The following is a 26,583-nucleotide window of genomic DNA, read 5'->3' as shown; positions in this document are numbered from 1 at the left end:
TCCCCATTAGTTGGACTGAGAAATCAGTTTCCGACTAGTGGGGATTAATTTCTTTTGAGAGCACGAAGTTCTCTGAGTGAGTTTCAGCGAGAGCAGTTGGTTGAACTGTTTGAACAGGGTCTGGGCTACACGGCGGCAGCTAATCGTTTAGGGGTTAGCCTGTATGCGGTGAAGAGTTTTGAGCGTCGGTTCAAACTTCATGGCAGGCTGTGTCTTGTGGAGAAACCAACTCAGCAGCAGTTTTCCTTCGAAGTGAAGAAGGACATTGTCGATCGTTTCAATTCCGGCCAGTCCAAGATGGAGCTTGCCCGTGAGTTCGGTTTGTCCTCTGATCAACTCGTGACGGGTTGGGTGCGGGCCTGGCGTGCAGGTGGTGATGAAGCCTTGCCACCGAAGCCGAAGGGACGACCGAAAGGCAGTTCACCTGCAAAGACAGCGACCGAGGAGGATCGGTTGCGTCGCGAGGTGGAGAAACTGCGGGCGGAAAATGCGTACTTAAAAAAATTGCGGGACTTGAGGAACCAGAAACGAGGGTAAAGGCCAAAGCTATCGTCATCCTCAAGTCAGCCCACCGCCTAGCAAGATCTGCTGGTTGCGGCAGGTCTTGCTAGGTCAACATTCTTCTATCACCAACAACGCCTCTCCATGGCTGATAAGCATGCCCAGCTTAAGCAGGCCATCGGCGACATCTTCGAGTGCATGCACCACCGTTATGGCTACCGGCGAGTCCATGCCCAGCTGCGCCGCCAAGGCTGGGTCGTCAACCTATAAGCTGGTCTACAAGCTCATGGACGAGTTAGGACTGAAATCCAAGGTCAGAGTGAAGAAGAAATATAACTCGTACAAAGGCACTGTTAGTCATATCGCCAAAAACGTACTGGATCGACAGTTCACACCCGATAAACTAAACATGGTGTGGGTAAGCGATGTCACCGAGTTTTCGCATTGTCGGCACCAAAGTCTACCTATCACCAATCATGGACCTATTCGATCGGTCGATCGTGTCGACTTCACCGAATACCGCATTGACGTCACAGTCGTTGCGTGATGCTATCGCGCAAGAATCACCAGGCCAAGGACTGCTGGTGCATACGGATCAAGGATTCCAGTACCAGCATTCCAGCTGGCGCAGCCTCATTACAGGTATCAGCGGCACACAATCGATGTCAAGGAAAGGCAACTGTTTTGACAACGCGGTGATGGAAAATTTCTTCGGGCACCTCAAGACAGAGATGTACCACGGTGAAACATTTACCAGCCTCGATGAGTTCTACCACGCACTCGATGAATACATCTACTGGTACAACCACGAACGAATCCAAAAACGACTCAAGGGCCTGACTCCGATGCACTATCGGAACCAGACCCTTGAAACCCAAACCGCCTAGAATTAAACCAGTCCAACTTTCGGGGCCAGTTCAGATCACCGGCGCGCCCGCGAGTTGGACGTCGGAGAAAGCTTGTTAGACCACTGGATTCACACAGAACGCCAACGCCGCGTCTAGGCCCCTGTGCAGTCGGAGTCACTTGACACACAAGCAACTAGCATCGTGATGGTTATCGACGTTGACCGCCTAGCCCATCTGCGCGATGAAGCTATTACCGGCCGAGCTAAGCGAAATAAGCGCTCACCTTATCCGCCACCTTGTCCGTGTCATGAACAAGCACACCGTGCTTGTGACCATCTAGCTCGACCATCTCTCCACCCATGACTGCGTGCATATCGCGCATACCCTTCCGGGTCACCGCACTGTCGTGGTTGTATCCCAGCAGCAGCGGCTTGGTCTGCAAATGCTTAGAACTCAACGTTACCGATGGCTTGGGCAGTGGCCATCCCGCGCACAACTGACCACTGCTCATCCGCGTGGCCAAGTTCTTCATCACATCCCCACCGGTGAATTTATCCACCAGGTAGGGGGCGATCAAGCGCGAATCAATCCGGTTGCGGTTCTCGTTGCACACGATCGCCAGTTCCACGGTCCCCATCGTCAACGACTGATAAGCCACATCGCGAAGGGCCTTCTCATCCTTCTGGAGGTCCTTTTCGAGTTTCTTTTGCGCACCATCGGTCTTCGGATCGTCTTTGAGTTTGCCGTCGCGAATGAACGTCGCCACCGAATCCCACTTCGACTCGTCGTACAACCCAGTGAACAAGGTGTAGGTAAACAAGGGTGCCCGCGCCGTCGCCTCAGGGCTTAGCTTCTCCAGCGTTTTCCACCCGGAGTACAAGCGCCACATTGCGGGCAAATTCTTGTTCACTACGGGCAACACTTGTTTGCCGTGGGGTCGAAGCCCAGCTGGCAAGTCTCCCAGTTCCATATCCGGCGGGGTGATTTGGGCTGGAACCCCGGTTTGTTTGTTGATTCGATCGGACCACCGCTTGTATACCTGCATCGGGGTCTTACCCAAGTGATAAGTGTCATCGCGATCAGCAATCCACTGGAACATCGCCTCGAGCGAATCCCTGCGCTGCGCCCCGCGCGTTTTTTCCAAAGAGAGCCACTGATTCTTTTGGCTCACGGTCGAATCCAGCAGGGTCTTACCAGTCTGACCGGGGAACATCGTTGCGTACGTCGCCATGAGCAATCCGCCATAGGACACGCCGTACAGATTCAGCTTGTCCTGCCCCAGCACCTTCCGTGCCTCATTCAGGTCGCGCGCAGTGTTCGCAGTAGTGATGGAGTCCACCAACCCTGGGTGGTTCATATTGCACAAGTCACGAATATTCCCAGGCGATAACACCGGCCCAGCCAAGCCCGCTGGCCCATCCAGACCGCAGGTAAGGGGTTGACCGAATGCCAACCCGCGTGGTTCTACCGCGATCTGATCGTAGTGTTCCCGCACGTCTTTCGGCAGTGTCACGCGCGCCTCCCCAAAGGGATCGGGGCTAGCGTTTCCAGCAAACATGCCCAGCGCATCCCCGCCCGGTCCGCCAGGGTTCCCAGCGATTACGCCCTTGGATTGCCCGGTCGCAGGAATCTTGCTCATGGTCAGCGTGATCTTCTTGCCTGTGGGATTTCGGTAGTCCTGCGGAACTTGGAACGTCGTACACAGGGCATCGGGGGCCGTTATCGCCGCTTTGGGGCACGGTTTCCACGTTGCAGTACTTTCTTTTTGGGCCGACGCCACCGGTGCCGAAATCAAACTCCCCATCACTATGGTGGTCATTGCCATGGCCCAGACTGATCTTTTCCCCGACAACCTCAAAACTCTAAACACCCTCACTACTACTGGGAAATGAACATTCAACCCTTCCAAACTAACAGCCTAGGTTATGAATGAAATAAGAGCGAGCGAAGAGTTTTAGGGCAATATAATGCGCTCAAATTCTCGGAATACTGCTTCGGGTTCAAGAGCTTCGAGAACCTCCACCACCCCCCGTACGGCCTGGTCGTCCCTACGGTCACGCTTCATTGTGGTTCCGCGCAGTTCGCCTTCGGTTTCAACGAACACATCGAATATGTTGGATCGGTAGTTCACCTTGCCCAACATCACTTGCGCCGCCGCAAGATCGTGAATCTGTGCGCAGTAACCCACCCCCACGGAGTCGTGGAATTCAAAGTAGAACCGGAGCGCGTCCCCCATTAATTGCGCCAGTTCGGAGGGGTGCTGGGACACACGTTGTCCATCGACGTCCGATTCCGATATACGTTGTGCTAGCGCATCGGTTTCCAGCCCTCTTGCTTCTTGTGCGTCCTGCCCCAATGCACGTTGCCCTTGCGCACGCTGTTCCGAGGTATTGCGCCCCTGCACGTCCTGCCCCAATGCGCGTTGCCACCGCGCCAACATATCTGGGTACAGCAGAACTCTCTCCGTCTGGTTCAACGGGCACATCAGCGGCGGCTTCGCAGTGTTTGGCCAGTTTTCCAAGGCATACCGCAGTGCATGCGGATCAACCCATGCATTCCACTCTGCAGTTGCGGTGGTGTTACCTGGGTAATCGAAAGCGCCTGCCATGAAGACAACAGTGCAATCTTCAAGCACCTCAGGGGCGTGCTCAATAGCGTATGCAATGTTGGTCGCAGGACCGGCAACCAGCAAATAGTCGGGGTTCGCTTTCTTCCACTGAGCAATGGCCAATTGAGCCGTGCCGTCCCAGCCGGGAAAACCTTCCGCTGAACCGACGAGCTCCCCACAATTCTTTTGACGAGCCTCAGCGGAATGCTGGGTGTGATCGGCAACGCGCCCACGCTGCGCAGAACTCCGCTGGTCCTGGTCGGTGCCGTGCTGGTCCTGGTCGGCGCGGTGCTGGGTGTGATCGGCAACGCGCCCACGCTGCGCAGAACTCCGCTGGTCCTGGTCGGTGCCGTGCTGGTCCTGGTCGGTGCCGTGCTGGTCCTGGTCGGTGCCGTGCTGGGTGTGATCGGCACGGTGGGCGGTCCAGTAACCCAGCCCGTATGGCCCATGGGTTTCCGGTGTAGTGGTGAGCTTTACTTCCCGGGGAGAAGCAGCTCCGGGCACGATGGGCGTCGATAAAGAAACCCCACAGCACCGCAGCACTTCCACGGAGTTAGCGGCGGCATCTTGAGCCGTGCAATTGCCCGCCGAGGTAGTAACCGTCAGATCAATTTCGCGTTGTTTATGCAGGTGAGCGAGGTAGATCAAGGCAAGAGCATCATCGATTCCGGTATCGACATCGGCAACCACGCGGGGGATTCTCATGGCTTCCTAGGCTACCGCAGCGCCGCCTTGCACCAACGGGAGGCAGCTAGAGGAATCGCGCCAGCAAGCGCGCAGCTTGGTTAGCTTCCAGCGCCTGGTCCTGCACGTCCGACACCACCTGCGCGTGCCCCTCGTCCGTACTGACACGCCACCCCTCCGGCATACGGTCGAAGGCCACAAAGAGTTCTGGCTCCTGCGCATGCTGGATTTGAATCCATTCGACGCCCTGCTCCATCCCCGAATTCAAAGCCACTTGGGTCAAACTTTCTAACTCGTCGAGGTTCTGCACACGCACGGCGAATCCGTTGGAGGCGGCAAACACCCAATCAGGTTGCTGCAACGGGCGACGGAAGAATATGGAAGTTCCCCCCCTGCCGTCGGGGTACTCGCGGGGCGCGTCCTCTACATGAGAAAACTGTGCCCCAGCACGTTCCACGCCGCGGCGGGATGGCTCGTTGGCTTCATCCATACGGAACCACACCTCCCGCACACCACGGGAGGCCAATTCGCGGAACAGCAGGGTCTTCATCGTGGTGTTGTGGCCGGCTCCCCTTTCGCGCGGCAGCACAAAGGTGTATCCAAACGTAACGGATTTCGTTTTCTCGTCCGCGTTATACACGGACGTTTGAGCCACCGGCGAGTCACCGTTGTAGAGCGTGTAGGTCACGCGTGTGGCGTCGGTAATAAAGGAGCTTAAGGGGAAAACAGGCCGAGTAAAAAAGCGAAACAGTTCAGCGCGAGCGGCGGGGGTCAGGACCGAATCGTAATAACGCTGCAGTTCAACGGCACGCTCGGGTGTCACACGTCGCAGCGATAAATCGCCGGGGCCACTGATGGTGTGCGGCAGATCATTAATCCAGGAATGTTCAGTCATGCGGAAGGATCCAAATCTCAGGCAAGGCGGGACGGGAACAATTTCCATGGGCGCCCCAGGAACAGGCCCCGGCACACTGGGGAGCAAACCGCAGGAGTACTAGGTACACCAAACGTACCGAGCGCGCCGTGTGCGCCGAGCGCACTCAAACGCTCCTAGATGCACCCAACGCGCCCCTAACTTTGCAGCACGTCGTTGATAACGATGGTCTGATCTCGGCCTGGGCCCACGCCGATGTAAGAAATCCGGCAACCCGATAGCTCCTCGAGGCGCTTCACGTAATCCTGCGCCTTTTCAGGAAGCTCGTCGAAAGTTTTGCACCCGGTGATGTCCTCTTCCCACGCAGGCATGGTCTCATAAATCGGGGTGGCGTGGTGGAATTCGGTCTGCGTCATCGGCATTTCATCGTGGCGCACACCGTCCACGTCATAGGCCACACAAATCGGGATCTCCCCAATGCCTGTCAGCACGTCCAGCTTGGTAAGGAAGTAATCGGTAAAACCATTCACGCGGGAGGCGTAGCGGGCAATCACGCTGTCGTACCAGCCACAACGGCGCTTACGGCCGGTATTCACTCCGACCTCCCCACCAGTGGTCTGCAGGAACTCACCCCACTTATCGAAAAGCTCGGTGGGGAACGGCCCGGCACCTACTCGGGTGGTGTACGCCTTGATGATTCCCAGCGACGCGGTAATGCGGGTTGGGCCAATACCCGCACCGACACATGCCCCACCCGTGGTGGGGTTGGATGACGTCACGAATGGGTACGTACCATGGTCAACGTCCAGCATGGTGGCCTGGCCGCCTTCCATAAGCACGTGCTTGCCTTGGTCCAGAGCCAGGTTGAGCTCCGTGGTGGCATCGATGAGCATCGGCGCGAGGCGATCAGCATAGGAGAGGAAGTATTGCACGACTTCTTCAACCTCAACGGCCTTGCGGTTGTAGATCTTGACAAGGATCTGGTTTTTCTGCTCCAGTGCTGACTCGATCTTCTGGCGCAGGATCGATTCATCCAGCAAGTCTTGGGCGCGGATACCCACGCGAGAGACCTTGTCTGCGTAAGTTGGGCCGATGCCACGGCCGGTGGTGCCGATGGCACGCTTGCCGAGGAAGCGCTCCGCCACACGATCGATAGCCACGTGGTACGGCGCAACCAGCTGCGCATTGGCAGACACGCGCAGGCGGGAAGCATTGGCGCCGCGGGCCTCCAACCCATCAATTTCCTCGAACAGCGCCTCGAGGTTCACCACGCAACCGTTGCCGATGATCGGGGTGGCATTTTCCGATAGCACGCCTGCAGGGAGCAGCTTCAGCTCGTATTTCTCGCCACCAACCACGACTGTGTGGCCCGCATTGTTGCCACCATTGGGCTTCACCACGTAATCGACGTGCCCTCCGAGGATGTCGGTAGCCTTACCCTTACCCTCGTCACCCCACTGGGCGCCGACGACGATGATTGCTGCCATGTGGTGAACACGTCCTTTTCTACGACTGTTGTATGCAATTCACCCCGCCATTTCATTTCCTGGTGGGGATAAACACGGTCTCTCATTCTACTACGGCAAATAGCAGAAAGGGGCGTTCCCCCCTTTCTGCTAGGGGTCGCCCTTTTTCTACTTTTATTCCCGACGCCCACGCGCAGACCTGTACCTCTGCCCCCACAGTTCACTCGCTCATGCGCGAGACGGTGTGCACCAAAGGGAAATCAGCGGCGTGATGAATCAGAGGCCGCTGCCGTGTTTTAGCGGAAGAACTTCAACGCGAACGACAGCAGGAATGCGATGACACCACTGATGCCAAAGGCCATCCAGAAGGTCTTCTGAACTTCCTTAGCCTCTTCAGACTCATCCACACCGAAGATCTTCTTCACGAAGGATACGAATCCATCCTTGCCGGAGCCCAGGATCTCCGATCCGTTCACGTTTTCGTCGCTATTAAGATCCGTGGAGCTGGAAGGCTCGGTTGGCTTGGGGGTTTCGGTTGGAGCTGGGGCCTCAGTCTCGGTAGGAGTTGCCGTCTCGGTAGGTTTCTCGGTCTCAGTTGGTGCCGGGGCCTCAGTCTCGGTAGGAGCTGCCGTCTCGGTTGGCTTCTCCGTCTCCGTTGGTGCCGGAGCCTCAGACTCGGTAGGAGTTGCCGTCTCGGTTGGCTTCTTGGTCTCCGTTGGTACCGGGGCCTCAGTCTCGGTAGGGATTGCCGTCTCGGTAGGCTTCTCCGTCTCAGTGGGCGCCGGGGCCTCAGTCTCGGTAGGAGCTGCCGTCTCGGTTGGCTTCTCGGTCTCAGTGGGCGCCGGGGCCTCAGTCTCGGTTGGAGCTGGAGCCTCAGACTCGGTAGGGATTGCCGTTTCGGTAGGCTTCTCCGTCTCCGTTGGAGTTGGCTTCTTGGTCTCCGTTGGAGTTGGCTTCTTGGTCTCCGTTGGTGCCGGGGCCTCAGTCTCGGTAGGCTTCTTGGTCTCCGTTGGTGCCGGAGCCTCAGTCTCGGTAGGAGCTGGGGCCTCAGTTTCAGATGGCTCCTCAGCTTCAATCGTCGTCTTGTTGAGCGAAGTAGCCGCGGTCGTGCACTTGGTGTTCACATCGACTGTTCCCACTAAGCCAGTCTTGGCCTTCAGGATCATGTCGGTCACATTCTTGGGCGCACCCACGGTGACGGTGTTGCCATCGGTCGACTTCAGCACGAAGCTCAACGGGGCCGCCTGGACTGCACCTGTTTTCGCACCTGTCTTCATCGCCGTCAGGTGGTTACTGACAGTGAGCACGCCACCCGAAAGGGAGACATTGTCTGGCCCACTAACCAACTCTGCATTGGGAGATACTGCCAAGCGGAGGGTGCTGTTGCCAGCAGTCACACTCTTTGCCAAATTCAAAGCACTCAACTCAATGACTACGTCACCCATGGAAAGCTTGACTGGAATGTCTGCACCAGCAGCAACGCTGGTTGGCATGTCAACAGTTACAGCCGTGGAAGTCTTGATGGTTCCCTTTCCGCCGATACCAGCATCGTAGGCGCAGGTCAGCGGCAGAGTGTTGTTGGTCGATTCAGCGGTAGCCGCAGGAATCACGTGGTTGTTCACAGCCACACCAGTAGCCGCAAAAAGGATGGAGGTCGCAGCCATGCCAGCTACGGTCACACGATTCAGACGGTTGCTCTTCATTCGCAGGTCCTTACTCTTCAGGAATGTCATGTCTTGGAGTGACGTTTTGTTACCCAAACGTAATATACACTGAAGAGAACCTTAAATAATCCCAAGATTTAACTTTTATGTAGAAAACCTGCTTACACCTACCCCCAACTACCCCCTCAACAAAATCGGTTCCAACCTGCCAAAAATAGAACCTCCCCCACCTTCCCTTCAAAAGTGCAGCTCCCCCGAGGAACTAACATCATCACCATGCTTTATCTGTTGCGCTGCGGGGATCTCGCCCAAAACCACCCGGATCTTCATCTCCCGTCCGAATTGCCTGCCCCTTTCACCGGGCACCACACCCAAACCCTGGACATGTACCAGATCCCGACCCGCCAACAGCTGAGAGCCTTTGACCACCTTCCCGCTACCTTCACCACGGGCCACACCCCTTCGTTGGACGACATCGCGGCTCAACCCGATGTCGCCCATCAGTCCGCCCCCGCACCCGACCCGCACACCACCACCGAACCCGTCCGCATCATCGTGTGCGGTTCCGATGCCGCCGTCGCCGCCGTCGTCACCAAGCTCATGCGCATTGATGCCCTCTGGGTCGAGGTCGCATTCCTCCCCCTCCAGTCCCAAGGCCAGGAATCACTCATTGCCACTACCTGGGGGCTCGACGCCCACCTCTCCCCCGCCCAAGCCCTCCTATGGGCCTTACGCTCCCCAGCCCTGCCAACCTGTGTAATCCGCGATGACCAAAGCGTGGTTACCTTGGGCGCAGCCGAATTACGCGGTGCCGATGAGTCCACCGAGGAAATGATCGGTGAAGTCGTAGTGGATTCGGATGTGCTCTATCACCACGAACAGGGCAATGATTCCCCCTTCAAGGCTGGTGTACGAATGGTCGCCACCGCGGACGCACCGGGAATTGCGGCTGTGCAGAGGCCGGCAGCGCGGGGCGTCGATAAAGAAAAAACAGGCAAACTACGCCGGTGGAGGGAAAAGTGGCGAGCCTCACGGGCGCCGCAGGCACAACCAACCGTGTTGACTGGGCGGGCAATGCAGGCCGGCGGGGTGGATTTCCAGCTGGTCCGCGATGGTGTGGTTCATCCGCGGCCAGTTTCTCGCGTCACGTTCTATCGGCACCTAAGGGATGGGCAATTCGTGCGACGGGCATGATTCAGCTGCCCAGCCGTGATCATGGCGGGGGCCGGCCGGGCACAGCAAGGATGCGCGTAAACCTCACCGACTGTCAGAATCGTCCCTCCGCTAATCATCCCCGTCATCACGATCCCGATTGTTGCCACCAGACGGTTGGTCATCCCCATCCCAAATCTCAGGGGCGAACCAGGGGCGCTCCACCGTAGGGGCCAGCGCCGCCATCGCAGACTTGCGGGAGTATCCGCATACCTGCAGGGCATCCACAATCATCGAACGCACCTGAGCGAGCACCACAGAACCGGACAACCCCGTGCCTTCGGCAGCTTCCATCCCCGTTCGTGCTGCCAAGCGCTGCAAGCTACGCACAATACTTGGGATTTTGATCGCTTCCTCACGCGTACCCCTAGTTCCACCCGTAGCGAAAAGCCCCGCCAAACGGCCAAGCTCATCGGAAAGGCCCCGGATAAGGTCAATGAGCTCCTCGGTGGATTGCACTTCATCTTCAATCATGATCTCCGCACGGCGGGCAAGCACGCGGGCGTTACGCATGAGGTTATCCGCGGGGACGAGCACGCGTCTCATCGACCGTGAATGCCTCCGCGCCGACCAATACATCGGCGAAACACTGACCATTTCTGAGCCACCATCCACACTTTGCAGCATCGCGTTGACCAATGTTTGAGTGCCGCGGGCAGTTTCCAAAGCCTCGTAAATGGCATCTCCATCACGAGCCTCCATACCCGCTGCCACATCGTCGAGAACCAAGGATGTTTTCGCAATCAGGCGCGACATCTCCCGGCGCGCTGTACGAAGCGGAGAATTTGGAACGATCGCCAGCACCAACAATCCAATGACACCGCCTATCAGTGCATCCACCATGCGGTCCATCGCCCCGGACGTGCCGGGTGGAATGATGGTAGTCACAACAACCGCGGTAGTGGCAGCCTGCATGGGAACCACGACGGAACGGTCAATAAAAGTAGCGCTCAAGATGGCAGCGAGGACTGCAAGGGAAACCTGCCAATACCCGGTGCCCGTCACCGAGATCACCGCATCACCAATGCCGATTCCCACCGCGGCGCCCAAAACCAATTCAAAACCGCGGCGCAAACGCTTGCCTTCGGACAAGCCCAAACTGATGATGGCCGCGATGGGCGCAAAGAACGCGGCTTGGTGATTGAATACCTGCTCCGCAACCAGCAGCGCAATTCCCGCGGCAATTGCGCATTGCAGGGCAAAAATGGACGTTTCCCGAACTCGCTCGAGAGCCCGCTGGGGAGATATCTGACGTAACGAACGGGCAGCCTCTTGCGCTCCCGGGGTGCGACGAATTAGATGCCGCAACCGCTCCCTCGCTGGTCGGCGGGGATCCGCGGACTCTACCCACTGCTCACTCATCAATCAGTGTCAATCCTCCTTGAATGCAAGATCAGCCCAGACGGCTCGATGATCAGTTCCCTTGACTGTAACCACTCCACCGCCCGTGCAGTCCCCAGACGTCAAAACATGATCGATGCGGATTACTGGCGTGCTCGTTGGCCACGTTGGCGTGTGCGCCATGTGGCCCGTGCAGTCGTCCAGGTCAATCTGGCGGAAAGCAGGGTGCGAACGAGTGGCGTTGAAATCGCCAGCGATGACAATGTTCCGGCCGTTGTGGCCCGGGTTTTTGCCAACCATTCGCGCAATATTCTCCAGCTCACGAACCCATGGCCCGCGGTCGCGCCCAGCGGGAGCCAAAGAATGAACACCGTAGATTTCTACTGGGCGTCGATGAGAGGAGGCATCCCCATCTGCAGAGGAATCCGAAGAATTATCCGAATCGACCGGCGGAGTGGCCGTGACGTGGGGCATCTGGAACCGTGTGATCCCTCTGACTAGCTCGGCCTTGACATCATTACGGTTCCCCCACTCCGTTTTGGTCAGAATCGTGGTGCCGTCAGCCCCCTCCCCCGGGTGAACTTCGGTCATCACTTGCATGTCCGTGGCTCGAGCTACCGCGGAAGCTTCCAATGGATTAGTTTCCGAGAGGACCAACACATCCGGCCCAACCTTTTCGACCGCCGCGATGATCTCCTTTTCCTGTGCCCCACCAAAATAAGTATTCAGCGCCATCACCCGAAGCGTGGGTGAGGATTGGAAAATAGAGAAAGCCGGAATACGCGGGACAATGGTTGCGGCCAGCACGGCGATCATAGCGAAAACACATGCCCTACGCAGGGACTTCAAACTGCCAATCGCGCCGACGGCGATAACTACCGCGACCCACGCACTGGCCTGAAGTTCAGCAACATACGGTTTGGAAGCTGTCCATGAAATCGGCCAGATAATGCTGGACAGCCAAAACAGGGAACCCGCCAAAACTATGAGGGACAGGTTCCTTGCGTAGCTATTGGGGTTCGACCTCACCGATCCAAGCCCATAGCAGGGACCGCTGCTGGATCGCAGTCATGGAGCAAATTCAGGCAGCGGATGACTTCATCATCTTCACCCAGCAGCTTAGCGGTGACCACGAGCGCACCTATGGCGCGCAATACGCCCTGGTTGGGCTCATGATCCCACGGCACAGGGCCGGTGCCGCGCCAGCCATTGCCACGCAGAGCATCCAGCCCGCGGTGGTATCCGGTCCGGGCGCAGGCATATGCCTTCACGGGTTCTTCCATCTCCACGAGACGCAGAGCCAGTGCCGCCCATGCCCCCGAATCTTTGAGGTCCGCTGCAACCAGCTTCTCTAGCGCGTCGATATTCGCTCCGGCATCGTCAGCGGTGATGTTGCTGGCGAATTCCTCCGGCAAGCGGGTCTCTGGCTTCTCGGAACCAAACAGGTCCCGACCGTGACGTAGCTGTTCTGACATGGGATTTCCTCCGGGTTAATCGTTATGGGCGCAGGCGCGGTGCGGGGCCACTACGGTAAGTGCCCCCGCGTGGCTAGAACCGCAGGGATTTTACTTACCCAAAGTCTTGCCAGCGGAGTGCAGGTCGTTGCAGGCCTCCACCACGCGGACAGACATAGCCTCTTCAGCTTTCTTCAGGTAGGAGCGAGGATCGTAGGCCTTCTTGTTACCGACCTCGCCGTCGATTTTCAGCACACCGTCGTAGTTGCTGAACATGTGGGAAGCCACTGGGCGAGTGAACGCATACTGGGTATCCGTATCCACGTTCATCTTAATCACGCCGTAGCGCAGGGCTTCTTCAATCTTCTCCTTCTCGGAGCCGGAGCCACCATGGAAGACGAAGTCAAACGGCTGGGAGCCTTCAGCCAAGCCCAGCTTCTTGGTGGCGACCTTCTGGCCCATATCCAAGATTTCTGGGCGCAGCTTCACGTTGCCCGGCTTGTATACTCCATGCACGTTGCCGAAGGTGGCTGCCAACAGGTAGCGGCCGTTTTCTCCGGTTCCCAGTGCATCCACGGTCTTTTCGAAGTCCTCTTCGGTGGTGTACAGATTCGCGCCGGCCTTGGCCTGCACGCCATCTTCTTCACCGCCGACAACGCCGATCTCAATTTCCAAGACAATGTTGGCGGCCTTGGACTTCTCCAGCAGTTCCTGGGCGATCTCGAGGTTCTCGTCGATCGGCACAGCAGAACCATCCCACATGTGGGACTGGAACAATGGGTCCTCGCCAGCCTCCACGCGCTTGCGGGAAATCTCGATGAGCGGACGAACGTAGTCGTCCAGAACTTCCTTCTGGCAGTGGTCGGTGTGCAGGGCCACGTTCACGCCATAGTACTTTGCGGCCTCGTGGGCGAAAGCGGCCAGCGCAGTAGCACCGGCGACCTTGTTCTTAACGTTCAGGCCGGAACCGAACTCCGCACCGCCGATCGAAAACTGGATGATGCCGTCGGACTCCGCGTCAGCAAAACCCTTCAGAGCTGCATTGATGGTCTCGGAAGACGTGCAGTTAATTGCGGGGAAAGCGTATCCGCCCTCCTTTGCCTTGTCGAGCATGTCGCGATAGACGGCGGGGGTTGCAATTGGCATTGAAGCCTCCTGATTGTTTGGACGTTCCACCCCAAAGTATGCCTGCTAATTGAAATAGTTTCCACGCCTTGTGGGTTTCGGGGTTAGTTCTCGTAGTCGGATTCGTCCCGAACAACGCGGCACATCGCTTCCATTAACATCCACCCGCCCAATTGCACCGATAGATCGCGTTCTGCGATGTCCGAACTGGCTACCGCACCGGCGATGGTTGCACCGACCAACCCTCCGGATTGGGGCATCATGGCATCGCGAGTCCACTCCGCGGGAAACACCGGCAGGCCGTCGACTTCCAGGCGGTAGCGCCACGCGGATTCCGCGGTCCTTTTCACTATGTCTCGGGCGGTGCGTTGGGCTTCTTCACCTCGACGCCGCGATGATGGCAAACTCGTCGCGGCTAGTGCCAAGTAGCGCATGAGGATGCCGTTGAATAGGCCTCCATCGCCTCCGAAAGATGGCCAATCAAGAACCCCGTCAGCATTAATGTGCGTACGTGCAATGGCTTCGATCAATCCGCGAGCCCGGGTAATGGAGGTCATGCCAACCTCCGATACCGCGTCCCGGTCCACCCCAGCAGCATCGCGTTGTGCAATGGCCAATTCCACACACGCTCCCAGGACCACACCCTGGCAGTAGCTATATACCGCCGGTTCCACTTCCGGCCCATGCATGCGCATGCGCAATCCGTCCATGACCAGGCCGTCCTCATTGATCAGATGGGTAAAGATCCAATCCAGAATGTGCTCGGCAATATCCAACCGCCCCACACGCGTGGCCAGAATTGCTGCGGGTCCATTAGTTGGGACGTTGTAAAAGGTTTCACTGGTACGCCACGGCAGCACACCCGTAAGCCCATCAATTCCCTGGAAGATATTCTCCACCAAGTCCTCATACCCCCGCGGGGTGGCCATTTTATCCAGTTGGCCAACCCGACCCATGGCAAGTGCCAGCCACGCTTTATCGTCGTAATAGTTATTACGACTTAGTCGACGTAGGTTGCGAATACGCATTGCCCGAAGCGTGCGACGAATGTCAGCCTGGCGGGCTTTGGTAGGGCGGCGCAGCGAGGCGTCGACCAAATTGTCAATGTAGTGAGCCTGCCACCAGTAATGCCAACGAACAAAAAGCCTGTCCCTGCTGGTGGGCGGCCATGCGATGAGACCCAAATTGGTTAACGGCAATCCCCAAAGGCGGGCAGAGTGCCGTTCCTCAATTGCTTGTTCCGCTAGGTCTGCGCGGTGATCCCATCGTTCTTGCACAATCATCAATACTGCCTGAAGACATCGCTTATTTCTAGAGAATCTGCCATTTGCCAGAGCGCTACCCTTCACAGGAAATCAGGACTGCGGGAAACACAGTCACAGGAGCAAAGCTGTCAGAGAGGCACAGCAGTTAAAGGGGCACAGCAGTCAGAGAGGCACAGTAGTCAGAAAGCGACAGCAGGTACAGGGCAGTGCGGTCACAAAATGGCTTTACCACGCTTGAGAAAGATCCGCGTGCTGCCGGATCCACGCATGCATGGCAATGCCTGCAGCCACACCCGCATTAATAGAGCGAGTGGAACCAAACTGGGCAATGGATACCGTTTGTGAAGCGGCCTGCTGCGCCTCTGGGGTAACACCAGGACCTTCCTGGCCAAACAGCAATAAGCAACGTTGAGGCAGGTCCGCGGTTTCCAGGGGCACACTGCCCGGTGTGTTGTCCACCGCCACCACCGTAAGGTCGTGGGCGCGCGCGAATTCCAACACACTGGCGACATCCGCATGATGCGCGAGGTGCTGGTAGCGGTCGGTCACCATAGCACCCCGTCGATTCCAGCGTTTCCGGCCCACGATGTGCACCGTGTCCACCGCGAAAGCATTCGCGGTGCGTACGACAGTGCCGATGTTGGAATCGTTGTCGAAGTTTTCGATCGCGATATGCAACGCGTGGCGCCGAGAATCAATATCGGCCACGATGGCTTCCAAGCGCCAGTATCGGTACGCATCAACGACGTTGCGGCGATCGCCTTCGTCCAACAGTCGGGGGTCGAAGTGTGCTTCCGCAGGCCGGGGCGCGCCTGGGTATTGCTCTTCCCACGGCCCGACCCCCACGGGGTGATCGAACCATTCGGTGGGGCCCCGACCGGATGTGGATTCTGGGCCAGGCGTGGATTCTGAGTTAGATGCAGATTCTGGGCCAGGCGTGGCCTCGCCCTCCTCGTGTGGTTTAGGCACCCGCCAACCCCAGATCTTCGAGGCCCAGCAGGGAGCGGTACTCCACACCCTCGGCTTCAATTACATCCTTGGCACCAGTGGCACGGTCCACGACAGTGGCCACGCCGACGACGGTTGCACCGGCTTCACGCGCGGCAGCTACTGCCGTAAGTGGAGAGTTACCCGTGGTGGTGGTGTCCTCCACAATCAGGACCCGCTTGCCCTCGATGCTGGGCCCTTCGATGCGGCGCTGCATGCCGTGCTTCTTGGCTTCCTTGCGCACGACGAAAGCATCCACGCCCTCGCCTGCGTGCATGATCGAGGTTGCTACCGGATCGGCACCCAACGTCAGGCCACCGACGTGAGCGTAATCCCAATCCGCCGTCAGCTCGCGCAGCAACTGGCCGATGAGTTTGGAGGCTTCGCGGTGCAGCGTGGCACGGCGCAGATCCACGTAGTAATCGGCTTCCTTGCCCGAGGACAACGTCACCTTGCCGTGGACCACGGCCAGTTCCTTTACCAGCTCAGCCAATCGCTGCTTCTTGCTTTCGTCGACGCTCATTGTTTCTCCCCACGTTTGGGCCCTTCGCGATCACAACAGTACGGGGGCTACTGCGGACAACGCGACATGGCCAGCTTGCACTTTTCCTCCTTCTGAGACTACCGCCGTCAAAGCTGAAACTTTAAACCTCATGGGGTGGAGTTGTCGGGGTGGGATTCGGCATGGGAAAACGATAGCCTTTGTCCAGCTACCTAAAGCTGACAATGCAAGCCTGACAATCTTTATCCAAAACGACGAAAGCTGAAGTGACCGTGGCCCAGAAACCGCATCCGAATGACCTACCCCCGCAACCGGAGGGTGTACCACAACGCCTCCCGGGCCAGCAGTTGGGCCAGGCACAGCCACACCAGCCATCACCGCAAGGGCAGCCAACCGCGCAGAATCAGCCAGCACCGCAGGGTCAGCAAACCGCGCAGGGTCAGCCAACCGCACAGGATCAGCCATCACCGCAGGGCCAGCCAGCACCGCAGAATCAGCCATCACCGCAGGGCCAGCAAACCGCGCAGAATCAGCCATCACCGCAGGGCCAGCAAACCGCGCAGGGTCAACCAGCACCGCAGGGTCAACCAGCACCGCAGACCCCAGCGCACACTCCGGCTGTAAACAAAAAGAAGGGCATCCCCCTCGCTGCATGCCTGGCCGCAGCTCTCGTGGTGGGTGCCCTAGCGGGGTCGGGCGGATACGTTCTGGGTACACAGCACGGTCGCGATCAGGCCCAGCAAGAAGCCTTGGCAGCCAAGATCCCACCAGCCGGCGGCAACGGGACCCGCGGGGAGGGGCCCAAAGCACTGCCCGATGGCACCTACAACGCCACGATCGTTGGACCCGGTAAGAAGATCGAGAGCAACCAGGACATCCTCAATGTGCACCGCCGTAATGCCGAGGATCCATTCGCGATCGGCGCCATCGATGCCCCGGTGGTTATTTCGGAATTCGCCGACACGGAGTGCCCGTTCTGCGCAACCTTCCACAATGAAACCCGCGATCAGATCATCGAAAACTACGTTGATAAGGGCCTAGTTCGGATCGAGTGGAACGACTTTGCCATCAACGGCGATGACGCAGTCGCGGGGGCCAAGGCTGGGCGCGCTGCGGCGAAGCAGGGAAAGTTTCAGGAGTTCACGTCCGAACTGTACAAGGCCTCTGCGGGTAGGCAGGGCCACCCTGGGTACAAGATCGACGATTACGTGAAGTTTGCCGAAGCCGCTGGAGTGCCCGACATGGACAAGTTCCGCAAGGATGCCACGGGCAAGGAATTCGACAAGCCCGTAACCGAAGCTCAGAAATATGGTGCTTCCATCGGCATCAACGGCACCCCGGCTTTCGTGGTGGGCACTAAATTCGTATCGGGTGCGCAACCGTGGGGAGTGTTCAAAAAGGTCATCGATGAGGAGCTCGAGCGCGTGGCTTCCGGTGAAGTGAAAAACCCAGCCCAATAGCAACACATCGGGTGTGGTGGCAAACATGGGGCCCTTGTGGCAAACATCGGGTGCCGTCGCGCCACCACTGCATGCCCGCCAGCCCCTTAGTTCTGATCCTCGACGATTTCCCCGTCGACGGTTTCAATCTCTGCTTCCACCGGCTCGATCGGGTCGGGCCGCGCGTGTCGCGCATCGGGTGCCCGGTGCCGCCCTTTGCGCCGGCGAGCTTGCGCGGCGTGCGATAGCTCCTCACCAAAGATCGCGGTTTCCTGATCCACGCGAATCACGCGGGACTGCTGAGACTTCGAACCCGCAATGTGATCCGGGTCCTCCCCCAACGACGGGATACTGCCGTCGGTCTCATCGATCAGCGGGAAGTCACCGTGCTCCCACTCCCCCTCCGACCGCGCGGTCGAACGCGAAGGGAATTCCACCGGACCCGCGGGACGTTCGATGTGCGGACGCTCAGATGCCACGGCGCCGCCGTCTTCTGTCCTGGCGGCCCCGGCCACCTCGCGGCCCTGTTCCTGCGCCCGCTGTTGCGACCGCGGGACGTGCTTATCAGCTACAGCGCGCAGATGCCCAGGGCGAGGTTTACCCGAGGAGCGTTTTGCAGCCTGTGGAGTGGCCGTGGTGGATTGCAAGGGGGCGCCGTGCTCCACAGAGTCAGCCGTTGCAGCAGACCCCGTCCGTCCCGTCGTCACTGTTCCCCGTGGTAGCGCGCGGGTCGGGTCCGCCACATCCATAGCCAGTGGGGTGCTCATGATCAGCGGAGGCAGCACCATCGCCGCATCCGCCAGCGAGCGAACAACGGGAAGCACCTGCTCCCACACGCTAATATCCAGCCTGCGGGACATTTGAATAACGATCCAGTCGTCCTGCCAGATCACGTCCGTAATGACGTGGGCCAAAGCCGCCAAGCCGTCCTCCACACGTTCATCCAGCATGCGATCAAGCGCGCGGATATCGGTAGTAAAACCGTAGAACGGTGGCTGATCCAGCAGCTCCGCCCGGCGCATTCCCGCGGGTACCGCTCCCGCCACGGAGTAATACACCGTCACGGGCGATTCCGCTGGCCGCCGCATCCGCAATATCGTCGCCCCGCCGAGGTCTCCGATCGTGAGCTCGTAACCTTCGAAAAACCCCGCCACCACATCTCGCAGAACTAACTGCTCCGGCTGAATGGCTTGCACAAGAACCTCGGGCAGTTCCGTGGCCGCCCGGCGATCCTCGCGAACGTGCCCAAAGCCGTTGTCCTGAGCCCACAATCGCCGTCGCTTGCGACCGCGCATGAAGCGGAAACCCTCTTCGTCTTCACGCCGGACGATCTGCGGTGCCGCGGACTCATCCCCCTTGTCCGCAGATTCCGGGGTTGTGATCTGGGGTTTCTCGTCTCCACCGGGGCCAGTAGGCTCTGGTTTTACTACTGTGCCCGGCTCCGAACCAGCTGACGAGTGTGCCGCTGGGCTGGCTGACGAGTTCACGCCCGGATCAGCTTCCTTCACCGCTGGAGCACTCGCTTCTCGCCCCACAACAGCTCCCGGCGCCTCCCCCTCAACCTCCGCACGCGGTTCCGGCTCTCCCGGATGTGCTGGTCCTTCTGGGTTTTTTTCATTATCGACGCCACGCTCTGCCCGCTCCAGCGATGAATCATCATCGGGGGAACCTAGGGGCGTCGAATCAAAAGAGGCCGAACCCGCACCATCCGAATCTTGGGTTCCGGCACGCCAAAGCAACCATGCGGCCAGCCCCAGCAGGACCAAGCCGATGAGCAGGGTGAGTACGGATCCATTCATCGTAGGTGGAGTTCGACCTTAAACTCGTGTCAGGTCGCCCAGGGCTGCAGTGATCGTGGCCCTGGGCGGAAGCAAGTGTTCGCCTATGTACGAGGATTACTCGTTAGCTGCTGCGTAGGCTTCCGCATCCATGAGGTCGCCGGACTCGGTGACCTTGACCTCGTACAACCAGCCGGAACCGTATGGATCTTCGTTGATCAAACCGGCATTGTCATCGAGGGAGTCGTTGACCGCCACGACCTCGCCAGAAACTGGAGCGTAAATGTCGGAAACGGACTTGGTGGACTCCACCTCGCCGAAAGCCTCGCCGGCCTCGACCTCAGTGCCTACCTCGGGCAGCTCAACAAAGACGATCTCCCCCAAAGCTTCAGCAGCGATGTGGGTAATGCCGACGCGAACGGTCTCGCCCTCGACGACAGCGGAAGTGTTGACCCACTCGTGCTCTTCGGAGTACAGGAAGTCTGATGGCAGTGCGGACATGTGTGTTGGCTCCTTAGCGTAGTTTGCTTCGCAAAGTTGGCACCTGGTTGAATTCGCTGGTCAAAGGCCAGCTGCAACGGCCGAGCGCCTAGTCATTAAAACTTTGACTCATCTGGGCACCTTACACGAACAATGCGACAGTTAAGTCACAGTTGGGGGACAATGTCACCCTAGCCTTCCAACCTTCCGTTTTAGGTTAGTTCCACACGAGTACCTGCCGACCTCGGACCCCCGGAGTCGTCACCCGTTTCCACGCCTCCGCGTACTGAGTTTCTGCATCGTATACTCGCTCCACGCGGGGCACAAGCGTTCCAGTGTGGGCATGATTCGCAAGTCGCTCCAACGTAGCTGGATCCGGGTGAACGAGAACGGAACGAGAAGTAATACCACGGGGTGCTTCTACGGGGAATGCCGGCAACACCCCAACATAATTCCCACCATCAGCGATAGCAGGTAGGACCGTATCGGGGATCGTGGCCGCATCAAGTACGGCTCCTACGCGGAATCCGCCGCCCACCAAATTCTCCACTGAGGTAACGAGGCGTGCACCACGCTCTTCCACAAATGTACGATCATCCTCTCGAGCGAGTCCATAAACTTGCCCCCAACGCCCCGAATCCTTAGCGAGCTCCATTGCGTAGCCCCCCACTGCACCAGCAGCACCGGTAATGAGTAAGTCACGCCCCGCTGGCTCGCCGAGCAACTCTAAGGATTGGAAGGCTGTGAGCCCATTCAGCGGAATTGTGGCCGCATCTTCAAAGGACAAGGAATCTGGCAAAAGGGCCAACTGGTCTGCGTTGACACTAACGTATTGAGCATGCGCGGTGAGGGGGATCCCTATATTCGGCGTCAGACCAATGACCTTACTGCCAATAGAGAACGCTTGGCGCGTGGACTCTACGACTTCTCCCGAGAACTCCCAGCCCAGGCCAAATTCACCGTCAAGACCGAATGCCACACGACCATCTGCAGACGGAGACATAGCATCCACGGGGTTCACGGTGGACGCAGCTACCCGAACGAGAATTTCACCGTCGTTGGCGCGCGGGGTATCGCGGTCGACGAGTTGCGGTTCGGGAGTGTTGGGAATGGAAACAATAGCCTTCATGGATCAGGCCCTTTCTTCAATAAGTCAATGCAACACACAGGTGTGTGCATGGGGAAGCAATAAGCGCCACCTCAGACTTCGCAAGCAGGTCCACGCTTTACAGCCTTTCGAGGTAGACAAGCCCACTATATTGAAGCTACTATATTTTGGTAAGTGCCGACTTTGAAGTAGGGTACGAACCAACTAGTTAGTTTCCTGTACAGGTGGGAAAATGGCTCCAAAAGATTTTGTGAAGGTTTTCTAAAATGCCTACCCAAACAGCGTCGCAACGTCGAAAAGCACGAGAATCCGACTACAACGTGTTCATGAAGGACTGCCCAAGTCGAAAGCTTCTAGACAAGATCGGCAGTAAATGGCTGACACTGGTCCTCATTACCCTGAGTGGTCAAACCTTGCGTTATTCCGAGATTAGGCAAGAAATTGCAGGGATCAGTGAGAAAATGCTGACACAGACCCTGCGCAACCTCGAACGAGATGGACTGGCCCTGAGGGAGGTTACCGCTTCCATTCCTCCACGTGTGGATTACCAGCTCACCCCCCTTGGAGAATCCTTGGTAGATCCACTTTTGACCTTGCGTTCGTGGGCGGAGCACAACATGGGTGCGATAGAAAATGCCCAACGGCGTTACGACGCCGCGGAAACTAACACCCCATAGCTACAAGGGGATCCCTAAAACGCTATCGCCCCTCTTTCATCTATTACTTTTCGCGCTTGTAGAACGGCAGCTCTACGACGGTATAGTTGAAACGCTTGCCGCGGATATCGACCTCCACGGTCGCGCCCACAGCGGCATCGCCAGATTCGATGGCCTCGGTGGACACGTAAGCCAGCGCGACAGGGTGGCCCAGCGTTGGCGACAGCGCGCCGGAGGTGACGCGACCGATCGCGGTCTCACCTTCACCGGCAAATACTTCGTAGCCACCACGTGCAGCACGTCGCCCCTCACCAGTCAGACCGATGAGCTTTTGTTTCACGCCCTCTTCCTTAGCGGCCGCAATGGCTTCGCGACCCACGAAGGATTCCTTGGACTTGGTTGCAGCCAGCACGCCAAGACCAGCATCAACTGGGGTGAGCTTCAAGGACAGCTCGTTACCGTACAGCGGCATGCCCGCCTCTAGGCGGAGGGTGTCACGGCAGGCCAAGCCACAGGGCAGACCATCGAACTTCGCAGCGTGCTCCATAACGGTGAGCCATACGGACTCTGCTCCGTCGTTGCCCACGATGATTTCAAAACCGTCCTCGCCGGTGTAACCCGTGCGGGCGATGATGACTGGCTGGCCTGCCACAATGCCCTGGAATGCGGCGTAGTAGCCCAGGCCTTCCACGGCCTCCTCTACGGATTCACCCGCGCCGGAAGCTACAGGGGCATTGGACACGTTTTCCACTACGGAGTGCATAATCGCAGCAGCCTTGGGGCCTTGGACTGCCACCATGGAGGTCACGTCCGATTCATTGTTAACCTCAACGTCAAAGTTGGTGGCGCGCTCCATCATCGCGGAGACCACGTTGGCCACGTTGCCCGCGTTCGGCACCACCAGGTACTCCTCGTCGGCCAGGCGGTACGTGATGAGGTCGTCAATAATACCACCGGACTCGGTGCAGATCATAGAATACTTGGCTTTGCCAACCTTCACTGCGGACATGTTGGAGATGAACGCGTGGTCCAGGTATGCCCCGGCATCCTTACCCTTCACGCGTACTTCACCCATATGGGACAGGTCAAATACACCCACACCATTGCGCACGGCCTTGTGCTCATCCAGCTCACTGCTGTACTTCAGCGGCATATCCCAGCCGCCGAAATCTGTAAAGCGTGCGCCCAACTTCTCGTGCACCTTGTGCAGTGCGGTTTCTTTCAACTGTGCTTTCTCAGCCATAACTGTGTGTAACCAAACCTTTCGGGGTTCTTCGTGACGTGGGTACTAGTCCTCGTTGATGGCGAATGCCTCAAGCGGTGGGCAAGAGCACACGAGGTTGCGGTCGCCGTGCGCATTATCAATGCGGCGCACTGGTGGGAAGTACTTGGTGATCTGCAAGCCAGATACTGGGAAGGCCGCCTGGGCGCGGGTGAAGTTACCGCCGGATACGGCCTCATCAAAGTCGTCGCGGGTGACGGAGTACGCGGTGAATGGCGCGTGGCGCAGCACTGAATCCTCCGCGGAGACCTTACCGTCGATGACTTCCTGGATCTCCCCGTAGATGCTGATCATCGCTTCAATAAAGCGGTCCAGTTCTTCCTTATCTTCGGATTCGGTGGGCTCCACCATCAAGGTTCCCGGCACGGGGAAGGCCAAGGTAGGAGCGTGGAAACCGTAGTCCATGAGGCGCTTGGTGACATCCTCGGCGGTGATGCCAGACTTCTTGGTCAGGTCGCGCAGATCCAGAATGCACTCGTGTGCAACCAGGTCGTTCTTACCCGTGTACAGCGTTGGGTAGTAGTCCGCCAGCTTGCGAGAGATGTAGTTCGCGGTGACCAGAGCCATACGAGAAGCCTCAGTCAGGCCATCGTCGCCCATCAGCGCAATGTAGGACCAGGTAATAGGCAGCACGCCTGCGGAACCAAAACGGGTACCGGAGACCGGCTGTCCGGAGGTGTAATCATCCTCACCCTCCGGCAGGTCCTGGCTAGCATCAGAAGGCAGGAATGGGATGAGGTGCTCGGCCACACATACTGGGCCAACACCTGGACCGCCACCGCCGTGAGGAATGGTGAACGTTTTGTGCAGGTTCAGGTGGGAAACGTCACCGCCGAACTCGCCTGGCTGACCCAGGCCAACCAATGCGTTGAGGTTTGCGCCGTCGATGTACACCTGGCCGCCGGCCTCGTGCACCTTCTGGCAGACCTCGCGCACCTGCTCCTCGTACACACCGTGGGTGGATGGGTAGGTGATCATGATGCCGGCCGTCTGTGGGCCGTGCTTTTCCAGCTTGGCTTCCAGGTCAGCAACGTCGATGGAACCATCTTCGGCGTTCTTGACGGCCACGACCTTCAAGCCAGCCAATGCTGCGGATGCAGCGTTGGTGCCGTGGGCGGAAGCCGGGATCAGCACGATATCGCGCTGCTCATCGCCGCGGGACAGGTGATAGCGGTGGATAGCCAGCAGGCCGGCGAACTCCCCCTGAGAACCTGCGTTGGGCTGGACGGAAACCTTGGCGTAACCAGTGATCTTGGCCAAGCGCTCTTCCAGATCCGCGATCAGCTCCAACCAGCCCGCTGCCTGGTCATCCGGAACGTGTGGGTGGATGCCGGCGAACTCGGGCCAGGTAATGGGCTCCATGGACACGGCTGCGTTGAGCTTCATGGTGCACGAACCCAGAGGGATCATGGTGCGATCCAGTGCCAGGTCCCGATCGGCCAACTTGCGCAGGTAACGCATCATCTGGGTCTCGGAAGTCACGGAGCGGAAGATTGGATGGGTGAGGATATCGTCCTCACGCAACACACCAACTTCGGCCAGTGGACCGGCCTGAACGGTGAATTCCGCGGTATCGACCTTGGCGCTGGACTTCCCGGCAAGCACGCCGACCAGCTGCGCAATGTCCTCGTCTGTGGTGGATTCGCCCACGGAAATACCCACGAACTTCTCGTTCACGCGGCGCACGTTAAATCCGGCTTCGGCAGCGGCGGTCAGCGCGGCGTCGGATGAAGAAAGAGTAGAAGAGACATCGACGGTGACCGTGTCGAAGAAGGTATCGTGAGCCAGCGACAGGCCGGCCTCGGACAACGCCACAGCCAAGGCAACCGCGCGGCCGTGCACCTCGGTGGCGATGCGGCGCAGTCCCTCTGGACCGTGCCACACCGTGTAAAAACCAGCGATAACAGCCAGCAGCGCCTGGGCGGTACAGATATTACTGGTGGCCTTGTCACGACGGATGTGCTGCTCGCGCGTTTGCAGTGCGAGGCGGTAAGCAGGGGTTCCCTCAGCATCGACGGATACACCCACAATGCGGCCCGGTAGCTTGCGCTGCAGTGCCTCAGTGCAGGAGATGAAACCAGCGTGTGGGCCGCCGAAGAACAGTGGCACGCCGAAACGCTGTGCAGAGCCCACGGCGATATCCGCGCCTAGCGCACCCGGTGCGGTCACCAGCACCTGTGCCAGCAGGTCGCACGCTACCGTTACCAGCGCACCGGCTTCCTTGATTGCAGAAATAGGCGCAGCCAGATCGCGAACGCGACCGGTGGAACCGGGGTTAGACAGCACCACACCCACTAGGTTGTCGTAGGCAGCGTAGTCAAAGTCATCAGCGGAAAGATCTACGACCTCCACAGGAATCCCTGCGGCCTCGGCACGCGCCAAGGTCACCGTGATGGATTGCTGATGCAGTGCGGAATCCAACAGGACCACACCGCCTGCCTTCGCGGCCTTGGTATTCCCCCGGGCCATCAATTGCACGGCCTCAGCCACGGCGGTGGCCTCATCCAACAGCGACGCACCGGCAACTGTCAGGCCCGTGAGGTCCTGCACCATGGTCTGGAAATTCAGCAGGGCCTCGAGGCGGCCCTGGGAAATCTCCGGCTGGTATGGGGTGTAAGCGGTGTACCAGCCTGGGTTTTCCACCACGTTGCGGCGGATGACAGCCGGCGTAATCGTGTCGTAGTACCCGTTACCGATCAGCTGCTTTTTCACCACATTTTTGGAAGCAAACTCCCGCAACGCTGCCAAGGTGTCCACCTCGCTCAACGCTGGTGGCAGCCCGATGGCTTGCTTTTGCTTAATGGAGTCCGGCAGCGCGGCATCGGCGAGTTCCGCGCTGGAACTGTAACCGAGGAATTCGAGGATCTCGGTCGTTGCTTGCCGATTTGGACCAATATGGCGGGGGACAAAGGGTGCGTTTGTTTCCATGGGGCGTTTTCAAACTTTCCGGTTTCTAGCACGGGCGATTGTCCTCCCCGCTCTGTCTTGGGTGCCTGAGAGCTTCGGTCACTGACGTACAGCAACCTTTCTCCTTCGGCGCCTACGCCTCGTACGACTGGGCGCAAGTCTTTCCAGAGGTGCCTTACCGGGGCGGTACGGGTGCCTGAGAGTGTCTTCGGGGAGGTGTTGCTCCGTCGGCGGCCGGCGCGTGGCGCGGCCTCTCCCACCACGGTTAGTAGCGGCGTTCACTTCGGGTGAACTATGAAGTTGTAGCGCCCCTATCATATATGGCCACCCCGACAGCTCCCCATTCTTCTGAAATTTAGCCTTCACTTTTTGTGCCCCCTGCCCGCTTCCTCTTTCCCCTGC

The 26,583-nt window shown here is 58.5% G+C and carries 20 protein-coding genes, 1 pseudogene and 2 riboswitches; of the genes and pseudogenes, 4 read left to right on the top strand and 17 right to left on the bottom strand.

The window, feature by feature from the left end:
* Positions 1-100 precede the first annotated feature (100 nt).
* Positions 101-1,388, top strand: a pseudogene (locus tag CAURIC_RS01510) (IS3 family transposase).
* Between the two features lie 223 nt (positions 1,389-1,611).
* Here CAURIC_RS01510 and CAURIC_RS01505 read toward each other — a convergent pair.
* The 5 genes from CAURIC_RS01505 to CAURIC_RS01485 all read right to left on the bottom strand — a co-directional run bounded on the left by CAURIC_RS01505 (position 1,612) and on the right by CAURIC_RS01485 (position 8,714).
* On the bottom strand, positions 1,612-3,174 hold the full coding sequence (locus tag CAURIC_RS01505) for an alpha/beta fold hydrolase (RefSeq protein ID WP_035115642.1): 1,563 nt from the start codon (positions 3,172-3,174) through the stop codon (positions 1,612-1,614).
* Between the two features lie 129 nt (positions 3,175-3,303).
* On the bottom strand, positions 3,304-4,662 hold the full coding sequence (locus CAURIC_RS01500; RefSeq protein ID WP_290183073.1) for a nucleoside hydrolase: 1,359 nt from the start codon (positions 4,660-4,662) through the stop codon (positions 3,304-3,306).
* A 46-nt stretch (positions 4,663-4,708) separates the two neighbouring features.
* Positions 4,709-5,536, bottom strand: coding sequence for a GNAT family N-acetyltransferase (locus CAURIC_RS01495; RefSeq protein WP_052095229.1), 828 nt, complete (start codon positions 5,534-5,536; stop codon positions 4,709-4,711).
* Between the two features lie 176 nt (positions 5,537-5,712).
* Positions 5,713-7,002, bottom strand: coding sequence for an adenylosuccinate synthase (locus tag CAURIC_RS01490; protein ID WP_070434356.1), 1,290 nt, complete (start codon positions 7,000-7,002; stop codon positions 5,713-5,715).
* A 275-nt stretch (positions 7,003-7,277) separates the two neighbouring features.
* Positions 7,278-8,714 carry a hypothetical protein gene (locus tag CAURIC_RS01485; protein ID WP_156963624.1) on the bottom strand — a complete coding sequence of 479 codons (1,437 nt, stop codon included), beginning with the start codon at positions 8,712-8,714 and terminating at the stop codon, positions 7,278-7,280.
* Positions 8,715-8,921: 207 nt separating this feature from the next.
* On the opposite strand from CAURIC_RS01485, the gene CAURIC_RS01480 reads away from it, so the two are divergent.
* Positions 8,922-9,839: a hypothetical protein gene (locus CAURIC_RS01480; RefSeq protein WP_035116269.1), complete on the top strand. Its 918-nt coding sequence runs from the start codon at positions 8,922-8,924 to the stop codon at positions 9,837-9,839.
* 90 nt (positions 9,840-9,929) lie between these two features.
* On the opposite strand, the gene CAURIC_RS01475 is transcribed toward CAURIC_RS01480, so the two are convergent.
* From CAURIC_RS01475 to pyrE, 7 genes are all read right to left on the bottom strand, one after another.
* A complete protein-coding gene (locus CAURIC_RS01475) occupies positions 9,930-11,219 on the bottom strand; it encodes an FUSC family protein (protein ID WP_052095231.1) in 1,290 nt (429 codons plus the stop codon).
* A 9-nt stretch (positions 11,220-11,228) separates the two neighbouring features.
* The gene (locus CAURIC_RS01470) at positions 11,229-12,227 is read right to left on the bottom strand and encodes an endonuclease/exonuclease/phosphatase family protein (protein ID WP_035116272.1); all 999 of its coding nucleotides are present in this window, start codon (positions 12,225-12,227) and stop codon (positions 11,229-11,231) included.
* Positions 12,224-12,673 (bottom strand): DUF3151 domain-containing protein, encoded by a 450-nt coding sequence (locus CAURIC_RS01465; RefSeq protein WP_070434351.1) that lies wholly within the window; start codon positions 12,671-12,673, stop codon positions 12,224-12,226. Before CAURIC_RS01465 ends, CAURIC_RS01470 begins: the two co-directional genes overlap by 4 nt.
* 90 nt (positions 12,674-12,763) lie before the next feature.
* Positions 12,764-13,798, bottom strand: coding sequence for a class II fructose-bisphosphate aldolase (gene fbaA, locus CAURIC_RS01460; RefSeq protein ID WP_035116275.1), 1,035 nt, complete (start codon positions 13,796-13,798; stop codon positions 12,764-12,766).
* 83 nt (positions 13,799-13,881) lie between these two features.
* The gene (locus CAURIC_RS01455) at positions 13,882-15,060 is read right to left on the bottom strand and encodes a glycoside hydrolase family 76 protein (RefSeq protein ID WP_052095233.1); all 1,179 of its coding nucleotides are present in this window, start codon (positions 15,058-15,060) and stop codon (positions 13,882-13,884) included.
* 207 nt (positions 15,061-15,267) lie between these two features.
* Entirely contained in the window at positions 15,268-15,888 is a 621-nt protein-coding gene (locus CAURIC_RS01450; RefSeq protein ID WP_235700855.1) for a TrmH family RNA methyltransferase, read from the bottom strand.
* A gap of 115 nt (positions 15,889-16,003) precedes the next feature.
* Positions 16,004-16,552, bottom strand: coding sequence for an orotate phosphoribosyltransferase (gene pyrE / locus CAURIC_RS01445; RefSeq protein WP_035116280.1), 549 nt, complete (start codon positions 16,550-16,552; stop codon positions 16,004-16,006).
* 635 nt (positions 16,553-17,187) lie between these two features.
* Between pyrE and CAURIC_RS01440 the strand changes: the two genes are divergently transcribed.
* The gene (locus CAURIC_RS01440; RefSeq protein ID WP_084588276.1) at positions 17,188-17,991 is read left to right on the top strand and encodes a DsbA family protein; all 804 of its coding nucleotides are present in this window, start codon (positions 17,188-17,190) and stop codon (positions 17,989-17,991) included.
* 86 nt (positions 17,992-18,077) lie between these two features.
* On the opposite strand, the gene CAURIC_RS01435 is transcribed toward CAURIC_RS01440, so the two are convergent.
* From CAURIC_RS01435 to CAURIC_RS01425, 3 genes are all read right to left on the bottom strand, one after another.
* Positions 18,078-19,769 (bottom strand): type III secretion system chaperone family protein, encoded by a 1,692-nt coding sequence (locus CAURIC_RS01435; RefSeq protein WP_035116283.1) that lies wholly within the window; start codon positions 19,767-19,769, stop codon positions 18,078-18,080.
* Positions 19,770-19,865: 96 nt separating this feature from the next.
* The gene (gene gcvH / locus CAURIC_RS01430) at positions 19,866-20,249 is read right to left on the bottom strand and encodes a glycine cleavage system protein GcvH (protein ID WP_035116285.1); all 384 of its coding nucleotides are present in this window, start codon (positions 20,247-20,249) and stop codon (positions 19,866-19,868) included.
* Positions 20,250-20,445: 196 nt separating this feature from the next.
* Positions 20,446-21,357 (bottom strand): alcohol dehydrogenase catalytic domain-containing protein, encoded by a 912-nt coding sequence (locus CAURIC_RS01425; protein WP_035116287.1) that lies wholly within the window; start codon positions 21,355-21,357, stop codon positions 20,446-20,448.
* Between the two features lie 245 nt (positions 21,358-21,602).
* Here CAURIC_RS01425 and CAURIC_RS01420 point away from each other — a divergent pair, with 245 nt between their 5' ends.
* On the top strand, positions 21,603-22,013 hold the full coding sequence (locus CAURIC_RS01420; protein WP_035116289.1) for a winged helix-turn-helix transcriptional regulator: 411 nt from the start codon (positions 21,603-21,605) through the stop codon (positions 22,011-22,013).
* Positions 22,014-22,056: 43 nt separating this feature from the next.
* Here the strand turns inward: CAURIC_RS01420 and gcvT are convergent, their stop codons facing one another.
* Together gcvT and gcvP are read right to left on the bottom strand one after the other, a co-directional pair.
* The gene (gcvT, locus tag CAURIC_RS01415) at positions 22,057-23,235 is read right to left on the bottom strand and encodes a glycine cleavage system aminomethyltransferase GcvT (protein WP_035116291.1); all 1,179 of its coding nucleotides are present in this window, start codon (positions 23,233-23,235) and stop codon (positions 22,057-22,059) included.
* A 45-nt stretch (positions 23,236-23,280) separates the two neighbouring features.
* On the bottom strand, positions 23,281-26,202 hold the full coding sequence (gene gcvP / locus CAURIC_RS01410) for an aminomethyl-transferring glycine dehydrogenase (protein WP_035116293.1): 2,922 nt from the start codon (positions 26,200-26,202) through the stop codon (positions 23,281-23,283).
* Between the two features lie 42 nt (positions 26,203-26,244).
* A riboswitch (glycine riboswitch) is annotated at positions 26,245-26,355 on the bottom strand.
* A riboswitch (glycine riboswitch) is annotated at positions 26,356-26,450 on the bottom strand. It lies immediately after the preceding riboswitch.
* Between the last annotated feature and the right edge of the window lie 133 nt (positions 26,451-26,583).

This window comes from Corynebacterium auriscanis (assembly GCF_030408435.1).
GTDB lineage: Bacteria > Actinomycetota > Actinomycetes > Mycobacteriales > Mycobacteriaceae > Corynebacterium > Corynebacterium auriscanis.
The sequence above is the reverse complement of the archived record's forward strand: the minus strand, read 5'-3'. Positions and strand labels throughout refer to the sequence as shown.